13 protein-coding genes and 1 pseudogene are annotated in these 16,101 nt (G+C 35.7%); 9 read left to right on the top strand and 5 right to left on the bottom strand.

The features are described from left to right. Positions 1-558 precede the first annotated feature (558 nt). From QFZ28_RS29070 to QFZ28_RS29055, 4 genes are all read left to right on the top strand, one after another. Positions 559-711: a hypothetical protein gene (locus tag QFZ28_RS29070; RefSeq protein ID WP_307198061.1), complete on the top strand. Its 153-nt coding sequence runs from the start codon at positions 559-561 to the stop codon at positions 709-711. Between the two features lie 418 nt (positions 712-1,129). Beyond that, positions 1,130-1,321 carry a hypothetical protein gene (locus tag QFZ28_RS29065; protein ID WP_307198060.1) on the top strand — a complete coding sequence of 64 codons (192 nt, stop codon included), beginning with the start codon at positions 1,130-1,132 and terminating at the stop codon, positions 1,319-1,321. An 899-nt stretch (positions 1,322-2,220) separates the two neighbouring features. Further along, positions 2,221-2,694, top strand: coding sequence for a hypothetical protein (locus QFZ28_RS29060; protein WP_307198059.1), 474 nt, complete (start codon positions 2,221-2,223; stop codon positions 2,692-2,694). Beyond that, on the top strand, positions 2,675-3,304 hold the full coding sequence (locus QFZ28_RS29055; RefSeq protein ID WP_307198058.1) for a hypothetical protein: 630 nt from the start codon (positions 2,675-2,677) through the stop codon (positions 3,302-3,304). Before QFZ28_RS29060 ends, QFZ28_RS29055 begins: the two co-directional genes overlap by 20 nt. Positions 3,305-3,717: 413 nt before the next feature. Here the strand turns inward: QFZ28_RS29055 and istB are convergent, their stop codons facing one another. The 5 genes from istB to QFZ28_RS29030 all read right to left on the bottom strand — a co-directional run bounded on the left by istB (position 3,718) and on the right by QFZ28_RS29030 (position 9,026). Further along, on the bottom strand, positions 3,718-4,476 hold the full coding sequence (gene istB / locus QFZ28_RS29050) for an IS21-like element helper ATPase IstB (protein ID WP_307198057.1): 759 nt from the start codon (positions 4,474-4,476) through the stop codon (positions 3,718-3,720). Next, positions 4,473-5,993, bottom strand: coding sequence for an IS21 family transposase (gene istA, locus QFZ28_RS29045; protein WP_307198056.1), 1,521 nt, complete (start codon positions 5,991-5,993; stop codon positions 4,473-4,475). The genes istB and istA overlap by 4 nt, the downstream gene beginning before the upstream one ends. 288 nt (positions 5,994-6,281) lie before the next feature. After that, positions 6,282-7,937, bottom strand: coding sequence for a helix-turn-helix domain-containing protein (locus QFZ28_RS29040; protein WP_307198055.1), 1,656 nt, complete (start codon positions 7,935-7,937; stop codon positions 6,282-6,284). Next, positions 7,931-8,422 (bottom strand): hypothetical protein, encoded by a 492-nt coding sequence (locus tag QFZ28_RS29035; protein ID WP_307198054.1) that lies wholly within the window; start codon positions 8,420-8,422, stop codon positions 7,931-7,933. The genes QFZ28_RS29040 and QFZ28_RS29035 overlap by 7 nt, the downstream gene beginning before the upstream one ends. A 322-nt stretch (positions 8,423-8,744) precedes the next feature. After that, the gene (locus QFZ28_RS29030; RefSeq protein ID WP_307198053.1) at positions 8,745-9,026 is read right to left on the bottom strand and encodes a hypothetical protein; all 282 of its coding nucleotides are present in this window, start codon (positions 9,024-9,026) and stop codon (positions 8,745-8,747) included. Between the two features lie 557 nt (positions 9,027-9,583). Between QFZ28_RS29030 and QFZ28_RS29025 the strand changes: the two genes are divergently transcribed. The 5 genes and pseudogenes from QFZ28_RS29025 to QFZ28_RS29005 all read left to right on the top strand — a co-directional run bounded on the left by QFZ28_RS29025 (position 9,584) and on the right by QFZ28_RS29005 (position 16,064). Then, positions 9,584-10,465 (top strand): hypothetical protein, encoded by an 882-nt coding sequence (locus tag QFZ28_RS29025; protein ID WP_307198052.1) that lies wholly within the window; start codon positions 9,584-9,586, stop codon positions 10,463-10,465. 1,855 nt (positions 10,466-12,320) lie between these two features. Continuing rightward, positions 12,321-13,439 (top strand): hypothetical protein, encoded by a 1,119-nt coding sequence (locus QFZ28_RS29020; protein WP_307198051.1) that lies wholly within the window; start codon positions 12,321-12,323, stop codon positions 13,437-13,439. 1,065 nt (positions 13,440-14,504) lie between these two features. Continuing rightward, the gene (locus QFZ28_RS29015) at positions 14,505-15,242 is read left to right on the top strand and encodes an SDR family NAD(P)-dependent oxidoreductase (protein ID WP_307198050.1); all 738 of its coding nucleotides are present in this window, start codon (positions 14,505-14,507) and stop codon (positions 15,240-15,242) included. Between the two features lie 211 nt (positions 15,243-15,453). Continuing rightward, a pseudogene (locus tag QFZ28_RS29010) lies at positions 15,454-15,945 on the top strand (SDR family NAD(P)-dependent oxidoreductase); the annotation flags it as partial. After that, positions 15,942-16,064, top strand: coding sequence for an SDR family oxidoreductase (locus QFZ28_RS29005; RefSeq protein WP_373428181.1), 123 nt, complete (start codon positions 15,942-15,944; stop codon positions 16,062-16,064). The pseudogene QFZ28_RS29010 and the gene QFZ28_RS29005, both read left to right, overlap by 4 nt. Positions 16,065-16,101 lie beyond the last annotated feature (37 nt).

The raw sequence follows: 16,101 nt of genomic DNA, 5'->3' as shown, positions 1-16,101 counted from the left end.
TCCCCACCACCTTATGAACCTTAAAGACCCTTATTTATGTATCATTAAGGAACATTATAGAAAACAAACCAATTAAATGCAATATTAATATGAAAATTTAACCATATTAATCTATTTTGAAACTCAATTTTGATGGTATAAATTGGTTTATTGTACCGTAATTGTGTACCACAAAGGAAAACCTAGTATTATAGATTTTCTTTAATAAGTAGCTATAATCTGTATGATACTGTACCACAATTGTGTTCCTTAAATAATTTCTGAGAGCAATAGCTAAAGTTCGGGGAGATACTTTTTATAAGGAGCTTGTGTCCCAGCTAACCAAACAGTCCCTTCGAGTTGTATACCGGTAATGGAAAGATAACTGCTATTTATATTAAAATTAATGCAAGTTAAATACGCTATACATCGTCCTTATGAAATTCATCATATATTGATTGTAATCATGGGCAATCAAGTCAAACGGATTACGGATTGGGCCGTAATGGACGGATAGCAAACGCTCATGTTCATTCAAACCTTCGATTTAATGTAGCTCCTATAAATAGGGCAAACCTTTTGGCTTATAGCATCCTTACTGGAAAGTCTTCTTTATCCAATGAAGTACGTTCAAGTGAAATCGAGGCTAATCAGTCTCTATTGATTATGAAAGTAAGTTCAATTACGAAATTGAGCAACCGGACGATGTTGATTTTTATTTACCGGATGTAAAAAGCTTTCTTAATACGGATGGAATTATTAAAATGGGTAACAGCGAGAATACATAAGTCGTCTTGTTTAAACTGATAAAATAGGGCAGCTCTAAATGTTTTGGATGGGTTAGCTTAAACTAACACCTTACGGGTGGAAAAGCGATTCAAAAGAATAGTAAATAGAGTTACGCTTTTAGTCAATCAATCAGAATTCGAATATGATTCTCTAGGGAAGCTAGAGTATTTGGAAAAAATCGCTATAATTCAAGAGTAATAGAAATAAGAAAAACAAGGCTTTTTCACTTAAAATATATACTTTGAATAACATTTTCTTTATAAGTTTAATAAACAAATAGTATTTTCATAATTTTAAGTATTAAAGGTTACTAACTTGTGAAATATGTAGATACGGAAGGGTAAAAAAGGAGGTAAATATTATGAATTCGGAAAATAAACAGGTCATATCAGTATTTTTTCATAAAGATCGATTTAAACTTAATTCCTATCTTACATATTTATTTAATGAGTTTAAGAATTTCAAAAACCACCTGGAAGATGGAGATAATAAACAATGCAATAAAACATATAAGGGAAGGGTATGGGAAAATGATAAATACGGAAAAGTGTAAGCGGCTTTTTATTCCATGAGAATAAAAAGGGCGCTTATTTTTTTATTTTTAGGAATACCATTTTTCGGGGGAGAGTGAATTATCTTACGAAAATGATAGGTCAAAATGGACTAAAGAAGAAAAACAGGTCGACATATAATGAAGAACACTGCAAACAAGACAAACAGGTGTTTGATTATTAGTAAGAAGGATAAAGTAAATGTATCCCTTTTACAAGGGATGCTTTTGGGACATTTCCTCCTCCTCCAACTCTATATATCTTATAAAACATGGAAAAGTGGAAAAATGGCCATGAGATAAATCTAAAAAGGGGGGAAAAGAAGAAAAAGGGAGGGAGAGTTTTAGTGTTCAACCATTTATTTAAAAATAAAAAGATAAACAAATTAAAAAGTTTTTTACTTGCTCTGCCCATGAAGTTTCCTAGACCTCTTTTTAGCTTTAGCTCAGTTACTCTTCTATGTAAAGAGATCCATTTATATAGAGAGCAATGCTTAAATATTAATAATAATATAACATTCTAATTCTCATCTAATTCAATTAATATATAATCAACCACTATCTAAATAACCTCATTATATACAGCCACTTTTTATAGGCCGTTATCTGCGTTTCTAATTATTTTCTTACCGAATTTCCACCTTTACTAATTTTACACCCGCCTTTTTTGCATCCTGCACCGCTTTTTTCAACTGCTTTGTCACGTTCTTATTCTTCTTTTTATTCGACATGTTTCTGCTTCCTTTCTACAATATATTTGTAGTATCAATTATTCCCTTATTCTAAGAAAATATACAAAATGGTTCTAAATTCTCCCTTCTCTTTCTATATATCTAATAAAGCATGGAAAAGTGGAAAAGTGACCATGAGCTAGATTGAAAAAGTAAGAGGGGGAGAAGGAAATGGAGAGCATAAACCCGATGTTTCAAAATACTCGTTCAAAAAAAATGATTTCAAAAAAAGAGGCACCAGAAAATCATCGAACGAAAAAGCGACAAACACGGTCTGATAAATGCCACAATATAAAGTTCCCTGTGACACCCATCATGCAGATGAAACTGCGTACCTACTGTAAGCAAACGAGGAGATTTTATCAAAATAAAGATGGACAAGCCCTAAGCCAAACAGCATTCAATACGGCCCTATTGCAGTTCGGCTTACAACATATTGACATAGTGGACTGGGGGTTGGAATATGGAGACACCAAAACCTATATGCATACCATGTTAATAGAAAAACATTACCACATGATTGGCGGTCCGTATGGGCTAGCCATTCAAAAACAACTATCTGATCGTAAGGTTGTTTTCTTTATAATAGCTAGCGTCTTATACTGGATTGAAAAGGGTGGTTCAATTGAAGAAATCTTACAGTAGCTTAAATCTTCTACAACAAAAATTACAAGGGATCTCTTCTTCAAAAGGATTCTTTGAGTATATTTTTAGCAACCGAAAATACCTAACTATAGTCATTGGATACTATGATTATTTAAGAGGCAAAGTGTTTATTGAAGACATGTATGATATGTATGAGGATGTCCCCCATGGGTTTGATTTGGGGGTACTAATACATCTGCTTTATAAGGACTTTATGACCCAGATAAAAAAAGGGGATGTAAATAAGCAGGTGGCTGGATTCCTGCTATCAGGAAAGAAGCAATTTTTACAGGTAAACAAGGTAGAAAAACGTGTCATGAAGGCATTGAGTCAGAATTTGTTTACGTTTGAGTCCATTGAAGAGGATACCTTCGAAGAAGAAGTAGAAAAAGAAAAGAAAGCCTATCTCACGATTCGAATAAAAGAATCTGAAATATTAAGGGGAGAAGTCTTCTTACATGACCTCACCCCTTACCTTAAGAATCAGCATATAACAATTGAGGAGTTGCTGACCATCCTTTATTTAGACTTCATCCACCAGATCAAGGAACAAGGGAATTCAGTTAAAGTACAGAAAAACATCCTATATCACTTGAAATCTCACCTATAAAACAGAAATCATATGGGAATCTAAACAGTATGAACTTAATGTGTTTTTGGATAAAAATCTAATCTGTATGATTACGAATTTTTTTCCACGAAAGGGGGGCGTTATTCCAAACATCCCCAAATCGGATAAAATCATCATAGCTCTAATATATCTATTAATTCATCCTCTTCTCTTAATCACGCATACCTTATATTTGGGGAATTATAAATTGACTTACTTCTTTTATCCTGTATTTTTCGAGTTTTTGGGATAAAAATGATGTGCTTGTATTTGTCAATATTAATTTGAGCCAGAGCGATCACTTCAAAAGTGAGCCACTTCATTCAGAGTTATTTCCATATTTGGAGAAGGAGTGGGAGTTTAGGGTATCTTGCCCCGAGGGGCAAGATACCCTAAACTCGTCGTGCCCATGCCTACATGTCGCTATCTTCCTTCTGTTTCATACTTTGTCTAAATCGATAGGATTCTCCATTTAGGAGGAGGATATGAGCCCTATGGGTTAATCGGTCTAGAAGGGCTGCAGTCATCTTTTCATCTCCAAATATAGAGGTCCATTCTGTAAATTCTAGATTCGTAGTTATCATAACGCTTGCTCGTTCATAACGACCGGCAAAGAATTGGAATAAGAGCTCGGACCCAACTTTTGTGAACGGTACGTAGCCAAGCTCGTCAATAATGATCAAATCAAATTTGAGCCACCTTTTTTCTAATGCACCTATCTTATGTTCTTCATTAGCCAGGAGAAGTTCTTCCACTAATTCTGCAGCCGAAATAAACTTAACCTTATAGCCATTTTTAATCATTTCAATGCCGAGACCCGTTGCCAGATGCGACTTTCCAGTCCCACTGTTTCCTAAAAATATTATGTTTTCCTTCTTCTCCACAAAATCTCCCTTTGATAGAGTTAAAAAACGATTCCTATTAAGACTTGGCATTAAACTAAAATCATAGCTATCTAGTGTTTTATGAACAGGAAAAGCGGCTTGTTTAAGTCTTCTTTGCCTTTGGTTATCTTCTCTAGACTCTGATTCAGCTTCTAGTAAAGCCAATAGAAATTCCTCATAGCTTAAGTTACGATCCTCTGCCTCTCTTGCGAGGGAACGATATTGTGCTGCGATAGTCGGAATCCGTAATTGTTTAGTTAAGTGATCTAAAAGTAGTTCAGTTGTCATTTCCGAATGCCTCCTGTCAATTGACCGTACTGTTCAATGTTGGATTTGTTCACCTTGTAATCAAGAAGATTGATAGGTGTTTTTTCCGTTGGAAGAGTACTGATTGGTATGTGCTGGTTTGTAAGCCTTTGAATGATTTCATGGACTTTCTCATATCGGAAAACTTGCGTTTTTTCAGCTTCCAATAAGGCTGTCGTTAAACTATCCATACCAATGTCACGATGAAGGAGGAGAAGTCGTATAAACTTCCTATCACCTAGAGAACCTTCTTGCTCTCGCATTTTCAGATGGAATCGCCTGAATACTTCAGGGATATCATTTGATTGGAATGCATGTGCGTCACGAATTGCTCGTGGTTTTTTAAGCAATACTTCCAGATAATGATCAAGAATCGTAATCATCTGATTGCGTTCATAGGAACGAGTGTGTTCTGCGATCACATGGTTTTGAGCCACAACGATTACACGATCGACAAAAATTTTTGCCCATACAGCTTGACCCACATAGCTGCAGGGTACAGAATAACGATTGGTTTCCACTGTAATAAGGGAAGTTTTATTAACCTTGCATGATAAAAGCTTACAAGCTTCAAATCGATTCGTCGGTAGGGGATGAAGATATTCTTTTTCTTTCACCCACATTTCTAAGACAGTCTCTGATTTATTTGGGACGTGAGTCCTTCCGGCCTCTTTTAAACACCAATCCAAGAGATAGTCATTCAGTTCCTTTACTGATTGGACTTCCGGTAAAGGTACCAAGGCATTTCTTCTAACGTATCCTACTGTGCCTTCAACTCGCCCTTTTTCATTGCCACTAGCAGGATTACAGAATTCTGCTTTAAACACGTAATGTGCTTGGAGCCCAATGAAAGATTCCTGTTCTAGCCGATCTCTTCCTTGGAGTATTTTTTGTACGGCTGTTTTTAAATTATCAAGAAGGCCCTCTGTAGGGACACCTCCTAAGAATTCAAACGCATGGACAAAGCCATCCAGGAATGCTTCCTGTTTTTCATGAAGATACGCTCTGACAAACCTCATACGGCTTGCGGAGAGCTGAACACAGAAGAGGAAAATGCGTTGTTTTCGACCCTGTAGAATAATATCCGCCTCTCCCCAGTCGAATTGGAATTGGTGGCCGAGTTGAAAATCCAGAGGAATGAAGGCTTCCTGAATTTGTTGTCTGCGTTTGGCTACAATTTTACGAATGTTAGATGCAGAGCCTTTAAAATCATATTCATCTTGTAATCTCTTAAAGATTTTAATGGCAGTATGCTTTTGTTTTCTCCAGTTCTTTTGATCTTCTTCTAACCATTGGTCGATTATAGGAATAACCCGTTTTGTTTCTGGAGAATATTCCTTTGTTCCATAAATGTTTTTTCTTAACACTGTTGTCGGAGCTGAATTGTTTTTTAGGTATTTACTCACTGTATTACGGGATATTCCAAGTTTTGTCGCTATTTGTCTTTGCGATAAACCTTCAACCTCTTTTAAGAATTTGATATTATGAAATTGAGCCATATCGATCATCCTTTTCGTCCTCTCATATGAAGTAAGTTTGGTCACTTCCTATCATAAGAGAGGTTAATAGAATTGGAAATTATGTGGCTCATTTTTTATGCGATCAAATCGTATAAAAGTGGCTCAAATCTAAATTATCAAAAACAGTGCTTAATATTTATTCTTATTCTAAGCAGAGCAGATTGTAACAGTTGATAAATCCAAATCGAATACGAGTTGACTGCTATTACGTAAATTAATGTACATTTAGTTTCACGAATAAAAAAATAAGCACCAAATTTATGATGCTTATTTTGCATTAATCCAATCCTTCATTTTATCTATGTTCTCTGTATAAGGACGTTTAATCAGGTTCCTTTCATATCGGGATAAAGTACTATGGGAGATGCCCATTTCTTTAGCTGCATCTACTATGCTTAATCCACGGTTAATTCTTTCTTTGTTGATGGTTTCAGGGGTCACCAGCTTTTCTTCGACCCTCTCTATAGTTGCGGCAGTCTCCCTTTCCGTCATCCCCTGTAACATGGTTGAAAAGTTCATTGATTCATAATCATGATCCTCAATTAAAAATAAGTTTCTATCATCCCCAATTCCCGTGATTTCGATGGGAGGGATAATTTGGACACGAGCTTTCAACCATGTGTTTGCAAACCAATTTCGTTCTTGCTCAATCTGCTGCTCAATGTCTTTTTCTTTATAGCTCCACTCTTTAATGATTCCGTCCTGCTGCAGGGTATCTAATATTTCTTCAAATTGTTCCTTAATCCTTGAACCATATCTTGGGTTTACATCCAAATCCATGACTTTTAGTAGCCCTTTATCTCCACCAATATGATAGGCTCTGAGATAGTCTGCACTCTTTTGGCGAATCCTCCACTGCCAGGATAGGTACCGCGATAACCGTTTATGGTACTTTTGCTTTGTTGGATGGTATTCGAGCGTTTTCAAAGCCAACAACCCACTGCTCTTTTGGGAACCATACAGGAAGTTGGCAAGTAATTCCCCTGGACGAATGCTGCATTCATAAATACCAATCGGATTTTCTCCTCGATAGGCAACAGTTACGCTATCTACCAAAAACAAGGGATTGAATTGTACTTGCCCGATTTCCTCAAAGTTCCCCTGATCCTCATTGATAAACCTCAAATTTTCTCGTTCAATCCTGATCCAAATGGTCGTAAGTGCTGCCAACCTTTTCATGATATCATCTCGTTCTTTTTTCCGATAAGAGGTTTGAAAGCCGTCCGGATCTTCACTCCGTCCTTGCAACCTCCTTAGATTCAAAGCATCATCCGTATGGAAATGAATCATTTGGTCTTTATGAGTTGCTTGTTGCATCCACAAAATCGAAACGATATCGAAAATGTCTGCCGTTAAGTCATCCATCGAGGTGATGGCTTGAGAGGTGAGATTTTTCCATTGTTCAATTGCTGCATTGGATTTCATTTTTAGATAGGCATTTTCTGACCTTAACTGAGCAGTCGCTTCTAATGATTTTTCAGCAATCTTTGCAGTGGGAATCTCGGTAGCAATATCAAATTCATTTTTACTGATGGTCTCCCTTAATTTATGAAATAATAAAGCCGAACCGGATTCGGCAAAATTCTGATTCAACAAGGAATTGATTACTTGCCTATTGTTAGACTTTAGGGAATAAGGGGCATTCTCTTCCCCGACTATCCGTATGTAAGGAAGGACAAAATTTCTAATCTCATCTTTATAAGAATGGGCCCATTGTTCCATATTCTCAAATTTCAATTGATGTGCTTTCACTAAGCGATCTATGATCACAAAAAACGCCTTTAATGATTGGCAAGGCTGATAATCCTCTTGACTTGCCATAAGATGACGGATATCATCGTTCCACTCAACGAAGAGTTGGGGTTGATCGGGAAAAATCGTTTTCGTAACATTCAAAAATTTATTTTGCAAGGTGTTTAACATGATTCTTCATCCCGTCCTCTCTTAGTAAGCTCTATGTTTTCAAATGAGTATTGGTAGATGTAATCATGGAAAACATCCGTTTCCAAAATACCCAAATCATGCAGAAAACTAATGGATTCAAAAGAAAGGAACTGAGCAATCGGATTTTTTTCCAAGATGGCATTTTTTAGCTGTTTAATGTCCTTTTCCTGATATACGTTATAATTCCTTTTAGATTCCTTAATTTCTTCAGGTGAATAGCTGGTTTCTTTGATAGGATAGTTAGGTTTACATTCATATACTAGTTCACCCTCAATATAATAAGTCGTTACACAGGATTCTTTATCAGCCTTATAATATTCGATTTGTTTACGAAACCATATCGGACCGCTTGATAAGCTAACCACTGGTTTCGGCAGCACACCACGTAGATGATAGGTGGAGACCTTTCTCCGATCCCATCCAAGGATTTCCCCGACCTCTTTAACACCTACTAAAAATTCCATATTTAATCCCCTTATATTCTAGTATATAGTTATTATGAGTTAGGTTTGTTGCATTTGTCAACAGTTCCTGATTCTTATCATTCAAATAACTCAAATTACTGTATTTTTTTTACAATACATGTACCATTTGGCAGTGCAACTCTTTCTTGTGTTGACGTTTCCTATCACAATGTGCACATTCTATAATTCAACCACTTCTTTTAAAAACATTCAAACCGTTCCTCCATCCAGTCCTGCGCTATTCTGAACCCTATAGAGGGCAACTTGGACTCTAGGTTCTAGCTTTATCAGTTGTGAAACACTGTGGCAAAGGCCTGGCGTATCATTGTCCACGGTCGATAAACCTATCAATCTTGTAAGCCATAATGACCTCTGTGCTTTCATTTTTAATAAAATTAAAACGGTTACCGAATATAAGATAAACGATGCAATGTGTAATGGAACCGTGATAAAGTTGTGCAGTTACTTGATAGATAGTTAGGTCGATTAAACGCCAGGCATTATATACGGAGAATAGAGGATGGAATGTACTAATAAAGGGAACAACACCAGCTATTTCGTAAGGAACGAGAGATACCGAAGTTTTATAACTGCTTGGAGTCATAGGCGAAATAAATTAAAAAAGAATTTAATAATATGTGCTTTCGTTTACGTGATTAATTGCAAATATAATTGGAGATATTGCAGGTGTGTATAAAGTATGAGTCTTATTACGTCTGACATCATGCATTATAAATAAAGAACACGGAAAATCATATTGTAAAATTTCCGTTTTTGAAGAGGAGTTGCACTTCGGTCAGACTGTATAGAAGAAGTTAGTAGACCATATCCAACTTATCGGACTATACTATGTTGTTTTACCAGCTGCGTGTCTTTGGCGTATCACCCCTTGAGCACTTTGTGAAGAAGCACAGTATTTTCAATGTCTAATGTGATATTTTACGTAATGAAATGTTACGGACCCGTAATTTAAGATACTACAATTTAAACCAGTCGTGTGCCCTAGACCAACACCTGCCAAAATCAATGGGTGTATGTAAAAATAGTTATTAGATAGCTATTCTGCTAATCAGTGTGATACAATAAGGTTAACCAAATAAAACTTGGTTAACCTGTTAATATATCTATATTTACCGGTTAACACCTGAAGGATGATGGAGAATGGCTGACAAAACATTCGGAGTCAAAGTTAGCGACGAACTCAACGAAAAAGTCCGGAATATGATTGAGGCAAGTGGAGATTCGGCGAAAGAATGGTTTGAAAAGGCGGTCGCATTGGCGGAAATCAATTCGATTAAGCAGGGAGCCACCGATTACAAGCAGGATTTAACGGAGTTAGAAGTGCACACCGCGAGAATTTACGAATTAGTTTCTAATATGGTGCAACGGTCAATTTATTTAAAAGACGAAGCCATACGTGAATTAACTGAAAAACTAGATCAGCGCGAGGTTGTTATTGGCGAATACCAGGCGAAAGCAAAAGCAGCAGAAGAAGCGCATAAAGTATCTGTCGAGCATTTAAATGAGGCAACTCAAGAAAAAGAGGAACAGGCAAAAGCGATTCGTGAATTACAATCCACTAACGATAATAACAAGGCACTTATTGGTGAATATAAAGAAAAGATTGATACACTTAGCGGACTGGTTAGCAAATATCAGGGCTATGCGGAGGAAAATAGCTTGTTAAAAGAGCAGTTTGCCCAGGAAAAAGAACGGCTTCAATCGCAACTTACAGCGGTTATAAGCCAAAATGATGACCGACAGGACACAATAATGCGGTTAACAAGTGAGTTGCAATCCACGAAAGCAGCACATGAGGCGGAAGTTGCCCGGTTAGAAGAAAAGAGCGCCGACTTCCTTGATCGTTTAAATGAGAAAAAGGATTTCGAAAAGGAACGAGCCTTGCTGGCACTAGAACGCGATTATCAAAGCAAAATGGCGAAGGCAAGGGAAGAGCACCACGCGAAGATTGAGTCGATGTACGAGGAAATTAACGAGTTAAGGAAAGCCTTGCAGTCACAACCGAATAAAAAGGATAACTAAGGCGGGGATTTTACCTCGTCTATTTTTTCCTCCCTTTTGGCTGTGTTAAAAAGATATAATTCGAAGACAATTCTTATCATTCTAAAAACTTAAAGATGCACCTTGCGCAGTCTATTTCCTAAAGAATTTACTTGTTTTGACGTTTCCTCTCACAATGTGCACATTCTATTTTTATTCACATTATTTTACACCATTCAAATCTGGACCAGCAATTCTGGCACTTTTTAAAACCTTAGATTGCAACTTGCACACTATTGGTTAAAGAATCTTACTTATTTTGACGTTTCCTTTCACAATGTGCACATTCTATTTTTTATTCGCCTTATTTCAAACCATTCAAATCGTTTCACCATCAATACTTGCGTAATGTTTTTAAAACCTTGGATTGCAACTTGTAGTCTATTGGTTAAAGAATTTTACTTACTTTGACGTTTCCTTTCACAACGTGCACATTCCTTTATTTGCCTTATTCCAGAACATTCAAATCGTTCCACCATTAATACTTACTTCATTTTAAACCTTGGATTGCCACTTGCACACTATTGGTTAAAGAATTACTCATTTTGACGTTTCCTCTCACAATGTGCACATTCTATTTTTTATTTGCCTTACTACAAACCATTCAAATCGTTCCACCATCAATACGTGCATCATTTTTAAACCTTGGATTGCAACTTGCAGTCTATTGGTTAAAGAATTTTACTTTGACGTTTCCTTTCACAATGTGCACATTCTTTTTATTCGCCTTATTCCATACCATTCAAATCATTCCACCATCAATACTTACATCATTTTTAAACCTTGGATTGCAACTTGTAGTCTATTGGTTAAAGAATTTTACTTGTTTTGACGTTCCCTCTCACAATGTGCACATTCTATTTTTTAATTACCTTACTTCAAACCAATCAAATCTTCCACCATCAATACTTGTACAATTTTTAAAACCTTAGATTGCAACTTACAGTCTATTGGTTAAAGAATTTTGCTTACGTTGACGTTTCCTTTCACAATGTGCACATTCTTTTTATTCGCCTTATTCCAAACCATTTAAATCGTTCCACCATCAATAGTTACATTATTAAAACCTTGGATTGCAACTTGCACACTATTGGTAAAGACTTTTACTTGTTTTGACGTTTCCTCTCACAATGTGCACATCATATTTTTCTATAGACCTCTCATTCCTGAAACTCAATAGAGATATGCTCATCATTTATTGGAAGTGCAACTATCTTATACTCCTTGACGTTTGCTCTCACAATGTGCACAATGAAATCTTTAAACATCAATGATATCAATCTTACGACAATCGGACTAACATAAATAAGATCAAGGCTTCCTTGTACAGTAGGTTCATCATTAATTCATGTGCAACCTTTGATAATAATGACGTTTGCTCTCACAATGTGCACAATACCCTGAGTAATGAATAGAAAAAAATTCGTGGATTTCTTAAATTAAAACAAAATATTGCACTATTTTCTCTTTCTGTTGTTAGAAAATGAAAAAAAATGACGTTTCCTTTCACACAAACTTACACTTAATCATGTGCAAGTTTTTTATTCTTTTATTCTTCTTTTAATTTAATTTTCATAAAAACATTGATATATCAACGTTTATTAAGACCTATTTATCTTCCAGCAATGACGCTTCCTTTCACAAGGTGCACATTTTATGAAAAAAGAATGACGTTTCCTTTCACACAAAAAAATTTAGAGTTTTTTTCAAACCCTTGTCCCCCAAGGGTTTGACGTTCGTTGTGCAACTTTGAAAATCTCTAATAAAGGGTATCATTTCCTCTATTTCCATTCTGCTATAATTCAATCTAGGAAAATAGACGAGAGGAGGGTCAAAAATGAACAAAACTAAAATAAGAATTGATGGGTTTCGAATGCATCATGCCATATTGGAAGAATTCCGTTTTCTTCGCGATCAGTCATTTGAGCGCCCTCCTGCCTCTGCCTATGTGGTATATATGACCATGTTAAAACAATTGCATGTGGAACAGAATCAACGCGGCATACTAAAGGAATTCAATCTTTCTACCTGGGCAAAGAAACTTGGAATCTCGTATTCCACTCTTTGGGGAGGTAAGAAGTTTTTAGAAGATCATCATTTTGTGAAAGAGGAAATCCACGAAGGGTTACCTGTTTTGGTGTTAAAAGATGTTGAAAAATATAATACACCTGAGTATGGCGGTGTTCTCAATTACCTGATCATACCACATGCTCTTTTTGATACCAATATTTTAGCTGAATTCGTTCGAACATCAAACCCAGAAGGGATTGAACTTCTCTTATCCTTACTTAACCAATTCCGTACTGGTATGTCTTTCAGTAAGACCGGCGAAGTAGAGAAAGTAAAGCAAGAACGTACTATGAAGACACTTAAGGCTCAACTCAATAAAAATGCAAAAGGGGTCCGTAAAACTTTAAGCGTTTTAGAACCTCTATTTTCCATAGATTTTTCTGGGATTGAAATTCGTGGAAAGCAAATATGGATTAAGAAAGCTTCCTTTTCCTTGAAGCCGGAATGCGTGGAAGAGAACACAGATGAATTTAACGTAAACCCATTGATAGCAAAATTGTCGAAAGAGCTTACCTACTTCTTGGATGGACACCAGATAAAATATAAGCCAAGAGATCAAATCGATGTCATGATTTCTTTTAAACAAGAAGTAGTGAAAAAACTGAACTATCTTATGGATGAAGAAAAAGAGACCTTCACTGTGCGTGATCGTTTCATGAAAAATTTCTTTTTAGAAACAATGGATCAGATTGGAACCCATATACAAACAGAAAAAGAACGAAAGGGGACTTTCCATTTCTACTCAATCGGAGCCTTTTTCAGAATGGCTTTCAGAAAGTTTCTTCCTGGAGCTTTAAAAAAGCTGCCTTATGAACTAATCTTTGAAGCTAAAATTAGAGAATTCACCATAACTGGGCAAGAACCAGCACTTTACAATCTAATTTAAAAAAACAGCCTTGTGAAAAAAATGAACTTTCACAGGGCTATTGGTGTTTATTATAAATTTAAATACAACTCCTACAGAACAAAAAAATTCCTTCGTGTTTAATTCTGTCCCAATCTCCGACAGTTTTTTTACGAAGGAATATTTTTTTACATAAAAGATGTTCCGAATAACACCTTGTGGATTCGTTAATATCTAAAATAAACCCCTGTGTACATGTAAATAATCAAAAAAAATACTTGTGTAGATGTTTATTCTTTTACATTATCTTTGTGCAATGGTGGAAACTATGTTATTACGAATCTCAAAAATGGCTGAAACCCTTGTCCCCCAATAGATAGATCATCCAATTTAAAAATGCTTATTAATATTGTTTCTTTTATTAATTATGTCCTTTTTAATAAATATGTATGATTTTAATAAATATGTATTTTACGATAAAAAATCCACTTCCTAACTATTCTAATAAATTACTAATTTTAAGATATTCCACAAGAAAAGTGATGATACTACTAAAACTAGAAACAGTTAAAATCGTTTAACTTAGCAGAAATTAAAGATAGTAGTTAGTATGGAAGGATTAGAGATGTATGGGTGATGCTTGTTTAAAAAAAATACAAGGTTGTTGTAATAAAAATATAAACTATAACAATGTGTGTTATATCCAAGTGATCAATAAATCAGAAGCATAGGTGTCTAGAGAAACGGACAAAATGATAATACTTTGTAGTAATTGGATGAAAAGCCCCCCTTTTTAAATGGAAATTTACGAGAGCCTAATCAAAAAGTAAAATCTCTTACATACTTGTGAAGTAAATTTTTCACAAGTGTTTTTTGAATCTAATTCTTCTTTTTTATTAAAATAATGGTGCAATTGCTCAACAATGGTAATCGCTTCTTCTTATTGAAGTAATGGTGAATAGTTCAATATGAAAAATTAGCAAAATAGGTTTTCTTCATACTTAAAGGGGGAAATTATGAAAAGAAGGGGCTTTGCAATTATTTCAAATTTAAAATGACTTAATTTGAGACTATTTAATTAAACTACAATATTGGAGGTAATTTATAATGGGAAAACTATCAGGAAAAGTTGCAGTAATTACAGGTGGTGCGTCTGGAATTGGTGCTGCAACAGCAAAATTATTTGTTCAAGAGGGCGCAAAAGTAGTACTTGTTGACTTAAATGAAGAAAAAGGAAAAGCCTTTGAAGATGAGTTAAAAGCACAAAATGCAGAAGCGCTTTTTTTAAAAGCAAACATTACAGTTGAAGCAGAAGTACAAAATATTTTTAAAGAGACACTAGATGCCTTTGGAAAAATAGATATCGTATTTAATAATGCTGGGATTGGACGTGTAACACCAACGGATGAGCTTTCCTATGAAGAATGGCGCAACACAGTCAATGTAGACTTAGACGGTGTATTTTTAGTAGCGCGTGAAGCCATTCGTGAAATGCTAAAATCAGACGGTGGCTCTATCGTCAATACAGCTTCCATGTATGGTTGGGTCGGTTCACCTGGTTCAGCAGCATACAATGCAGCAAAAGGTGGGGTTCTCAATCTAACACGTTCCCTTGCATTGGAATATGCAACAAAAAATATTCGTGTGAACTCTTTAGCACCCGGCTTTATTGATACACCCATTATTCCCGAAGAAAGTAAAAAGGAGCTTGCTTCTCTTACACCCATGCAACGTCTTGGTACAGCAGAAGAAATGGCAAGAGCTGTATTATTCATGGCTTCGGATGATTCATCCTTTATGACAGGCAATACACTAACAGTTGACGGTGGATATACCGCACAATAAGTTATTTTATGAAAAAAATAAAAGAGAGGAAGAATATAATGAGTAATCGTTTTGAGGATAAGTAGTAGTAGTTACTGGTGCTGGGTATGGTTTAGGTCAAACCTCTGCATTACAAATGCAAAAGAAGGGGCAAAACTTTCCTTAAGTAGATGTAAATAGTCATTCTTTAGAGGAAACAAAAAAATTAACATTAGAAGTAGCACCAGAAGCAGAGGTGCTTTTAATTACTGCAGATGTTTCTAGTGAAGAAGCAGTGAAAAATTATGTAAACAAAACTGTAGATAAATACAGCAGAATTGATGGGTTCTTTAATAATGCAGGAATAGAAGGAAAGCAAAACATTACTGAATAATATGGCATTGACGAGTTCCGTAAAGTAGTGGGCATCAACCTAAATGGTGTTTTCTTTGGAATGAAGTAGGTTTTAGAAGTAATGAAAAAACAAGGGTCTGGCTCTATTGTTAATACAGCTTCTGTTGGTGGTATTCGGGGGGTAGGTAATCAGTCAGGATACGCAGCAAGTAAGCATGGTGTTGTTGGTTTAACAAGAAACTCTGGTATTGAATACGAACAATTCGGTATTAGTATCAAAGCAATTGCACCAGGGGCAATTATGACCCCAATGGTCGAAGAATCATTAAAACAAATCGATCCAGTAAATTGGGAAGAAGTAGGAAAACAATTTGTGAGCCAAACCCAATGAAGCGTTTCGGCAAACCAGAAGAATTTGCCTATTTAGTTGCATTCTTATTGTCTGATCAAGCAAACTTCATCAATGCAGCCGTTATTCCAATTGATGGCGGACAATCTTATAAATATTAATTAAAATACTTTTAGAGTGGATCAAACTTTTGGTCAC

This window comes from Neobacillus niacini (assembly GCF_030817695.1).
GTDB classification, from domain to species: Bacteria; Bacillota; Bacilli; order Bacillales; family Cytobacillaceae; genus Neobacillus; species Neobacillus niacini_F.
This window is presented reverse-complemented; position numbering and strand designations above follow the sequence as displayed.